The sequence below is a fragment of the Paenibacillus ginsengihumi DSM 21568 genome, assembly GCF_000380965.1.
GTDB lineage: Bacteria > Bacillota > Bacilli > Paenibacillales > NBRC-103111 > Paenibacillus_G > Paenibacillus_G ginsengihumi.
Genome location: NZ_KB905670.1, coordinates 1 through 3,158, shown reverse-complemented (window position 1 = coordinate 3,158; position 3,158 = coordinate 1). Strand labels below are relative to the sequence as shown.

Below are 3,158 nucleotides of genomic sequence, written 5' to 3'. Positions count from 1 at the left end.
GTAAACACTGAAGTAGTAAGACGTGGTGAACGTCATGATTTATTAGTTTCTGAAGAAGATATGTTTGAGTGGTTTCAAGTAATGAAAGAATTTTTATTTATTGATGAACAACTTCTTTTTTCCATAAAACTTAGGGTGCAAGAAGTCTTATCAGGTATTTTGAAAATGCGTACTGTATTACGAAATGAATTTGAAGCAATAGCTAATGGGCAACCAGTTCAAAAAGGATTTATTACTTTTTTGGAAGAGAAAATTGAAAAGGCCCCATTTACTTTTAAATTGATTGATCAAATAATGATACCTAGACCTGTTGGCGAAGTAGAAGATATTGTTCTTTCTTATATTGCTTTTGATGCATTGAATTTAATTGGAAATAAAAATTTAGCATTTCTAAAACATTGTGCTAATCCAGATTGTGTTCTACTGTTCATCGACGAAACTGGTCGACGTAAATGGTGTTCAATGAAGATTTGTGGGAACAGAAAAAAAGTGGAACGATTTCAACGCCGAAAAAATGAAAATAGATGAAGAGCCAACTTTCGATGGTTGGTCTTTTTTTTGCAATAATCATCTAACCCCTAAAATAGATATTGACAGGTTAGTTTGTTCTCTATAAAATAGAATCAATTAGGTAGTATCAAAAGTTCTATGAAAACTCATTAGGTGTTCAGCTTTTTCTGCCAAATATTTGGTGGAAAGGCCACGCAATCGCTCTTGACAAACACGCCAATGGTTTTAGGTAAGTTTAACAAGGGCGACGGGGACAAAAAGAAGGCATGCTAAATAGCCCTTGGTTTTTTCCATTTTAAACCATTGGCTAGTTCGGTTTGTCAAGAGTTCGCTTCGCCGATTGCTGTTTGGGTGTTCGAACCTTCAAGGGCTCTGCTAAACAAAAAGTTAGGCTAATTGTTCAATAATCCAGTCTTGTGCCAAACCAATGAGTTTAGACCATCGTGCAGGCATGTTCGGCAGCTGTAGTAACTCCGGATTGACCACTGGCACCTTACCTTCTAGTGCGGCGTGAGGCCGTAAAAAGTTAAAGTAAGCTACAAACAAGGTCACAAAAGAAACAGACCCATGTTCAGAACCAAAACCGTGTGTGGAGCGATAATTGCCCTTAAACGTGCGATTTAACCGTTCTATCACTTGTTTTAGTGGTCTATACTCTGTTGACACTGGATCTTCGTTTGTAAGCCCAATAACTTGCTTAATGTCGAAATGAATGTCGTGTTGGGCAAAAAAGTGCTGAGCTAAAAGGTAAATTGGATTACCGTCCACGACAAATGTTAGGTCATTTGGAATCTCTTTCAGCTTTATTAGGACATTATCAATGGCACGTATAGCTGACACGGTATCGCGATTAGGCGACACTGGATAAGACAGGATAATCTTTTTCACCGCATCAAAGAAGAAGAACAGGTAGTGCCAACGCCCATTCACCCTTATATAGGTTTCGTCCCCACAGAATTGATCTGATAGTTCGTAAGGATAGTTATCAACATAAGGCTTGGAGGACAAGGGCTACGGCATTCTCGTAATTCAAAATACTCTGATGTGATATAGAAACCCCGTGAACATCCTTCATGAGTGCAGCTGTCTTTCGGGCCGAAAGGCCGTAATTAACATGGTAAGTTAAAATAAGCCCCAATGTGTGAGGCGAAACATAAAGCTTTGCTAAATCTACCTTGGGCCTTATAGGAGAAGACTTAGACAATGGCTGAAAGTCAATGCGAAACTGCCGGAAAATGTATCTCAACTTAAAGGATTGGGGGTCTTTTTGAAACTGTTTCTTCTCCTTTGAAGACATTCCGTTTAGTTTCTGTTGGTAGTAAGGACAGTCGTTATTCTTACATTTATAAACGTCAAAGTCTTTTCGCTCCTTGATTTTCTCTAGGGTCTTTGAGCAGTGAGGGCACTTTAAAACAGCCTCCTTCAAATATCGATTCTTTTGACTAAAAAGACAGGAGCATACCTTACATTGATACTGCCCTTTATCTCCATTATTGGCGTAAAGATATTCCGATGGAGCACCACACTGCGGACAGCTCATAGATTTTGGCACACGTACTTTTGCGTTCTTACGCCTTTGAACAGGCTTTAACTGTTTACCGTTTTTCTCCAGATATTCAGAGAGAAGAACCCGGTAATCAAGTTTCTGTAGGGTTTCAATGATCGGAAGATCATCAACCTGTAGCTTACGATAAGGTTTATTTACAGGAGTCTTTTCAGGTTTGTCAAACATGCCTTTTCCAATAAGAAGGGTAAGCAATGTTCGAATTACCTGATCTTGATGCTTGATAAATTCCATTAAATAGGTTAATAATTGAGGGTACAAACTTGTCACTTCCAATCTAGGATGTTGTGTGTGTGGTAACCTCAATTATCCTTAGATTTTAGGGGGTGGCAAGTTTTTTGCATTTAAAGCCCTTTAAATCAAGGATTATTAACCTTTCTAATATTAAAGTTTTGACAATACGATCAATTAACGAGGAGTGATGGACATGGAAAGAGTAAAAGTACAAGAAACATCAAAGGTGTTACATGTTCCCTATTTTTCTAAAATGGTGGGCAGAGGGAAGAGTCCGTTGAAAGTAAATGGGAAGGATATAATAACAGGATTGGTTGGCGGATTTATAACTATTTTTACTCTGGCAATAATGACAAATTTGACATCAGCCGAATGGTTAATGGCTCCATTTGGTGCAAGTTGTGTGTTGGCATTTGGCATTTGGAATGCACCTCTATCACAACCAAGAAATATTATTGGCGGTCATCTTGTTTCTAGTTTTGTGGGTTTAGTGATTTATCATTTATTTGGCAATGATCCTTGGGCGATTGGTTTAGCTGTTGGATTAGCAATAGCGATGATGATGATGACAAAAACTACCCATCCACCTGCAGGGGCAGATCCGATTGTTGTTATGTTAGGGGAATACAGTTGGAGTTATTTATTAATGCCTGTATTAATCGGATCACTAATTGTTGTTTTCTTTGCATTGATTCTTAATAATTTACGAAGTAGTAGGCAATACCCAACGTTTTGGATATGATTACAGAAAAAACTGGCTCTATACCAAACATAGTGCTTGACAACATGTAGAGCCAAAATTGAAAAACATCTGTACATTCCATAAGATGGTTGTGCGACCAATCCAACT

General features: G+C 38.1%; 2 protein-coding genes and 1 pseudogene. 2 read left to right on the top strand and 1 reads right to left on the bottom strand.

What is annotated here, in order from left to right:
* Positions 1-528, top strand: a 528-nt coding sequence (locus F591_RS31090) for a CGNR zinc finger domain-containing protein (protein ID WP_083935634.1), incomplete at its 5' end; no start/stop codon positions are given.
* 369 nt (positions 529-897) lie between these two features.
* Here F591_RS31090 and F591_RS29260 read toward each other — a convergent pair.
* Positions 898-2,335: pseudogene (locus tag F591_RS29260) on the bottom strand (IS6 family transposase).
* Positions 2,336-2,501: 166 nt separating this feature from the next.
* On the opposite strand from F591_RS29260, the gene F591_RS31085 reads away from it, so the two are divergent.
* Positions 2,502-3,050, top strand: coding sequence for an HPP family protein (locus tag F591_RS31085; RefSeq protein WP_411844484.1), 549 nt, complete (start codon positions 2,502-2,504; stop codon positions 3,048-3,050).
* Positions 3,051-3,158 lie beyond the last annotated feature (108 nt).